Here is a 503-nt window from a genome sequence, read left to right as displayed (position 1 = left end):
AGTTTCAAGCATGGATACAGAAATGTCATAGTTCTGAAGAAGATGACCTTCCCCAATGACAAAGTCCTAACTATTGAACTTTCTGAGAAACAAATCAGTGGCCGAACCATCAGCCTTGACATCGATTATGAAGATGTGCTGTATGCGGACTCTTTCAACTCATGTCTAATGATGGAGGAATAAGCCATGAAGAAAATCATCTTATCATTGATAATGGTACTCAGTTGTACCATTTCTTCATTTGCACAAAGTCACAGTGACCGTTTATCCTTGGGAGTTGGTGCACTTTATGAACGTGGGCTGGATGCTACCATCGCATGGGAACATGAAACACGTCACCATAACGCTTGGGAGTATTTCATCAACGGCTATATTAAATGGGACGAATGTGCTTCATGTGGTCATATCTGTCCTGATTCATTTTGGAACAACTATCGGACATGGGGAATTGGAGTCGCATACAAACCTTGTTTAATCAGAGGACGTAACCATTACGGGAATCT

At 41.4% G+C, this 503-nt stretch carries 1 protein-coding gene and 1 pseudogene; both read left to right on the top strand.

The window, feature by feature from the left end; genetic code table 11:
- Positions 1 to 183: DUF4138 domain-containing protein (locus AB5935_RS26115; RefSeq protein WP_368327886.1), on the top strand; the 183-nt coding region annotated here is incomplete at its 5' end.
- Positions 184 to 186: 3 nt separating this feature from the next.
- Positions 187 to 503: pseudogene (locus tag AB5935_RS26110) on the top strand (hypothetical protein); the annotation flags it as partial.

Source organism: Phocaeicola sp. RTP21198st1_B8_RTP21198_201120 (assembly GCF_040929485.1).
Taxonomy (GTDB): domain Bacteria; phylum Bacteroidota; class Bacteroidia; order Bacteroidales; family Bacteroidaceae; genus Phocaeicola; species Phocaeicola dorei.
Note: the sequence above shows the minus strand (reverse complement) of the source record. Positions and strands in the feature narration are given on the sequence as shown.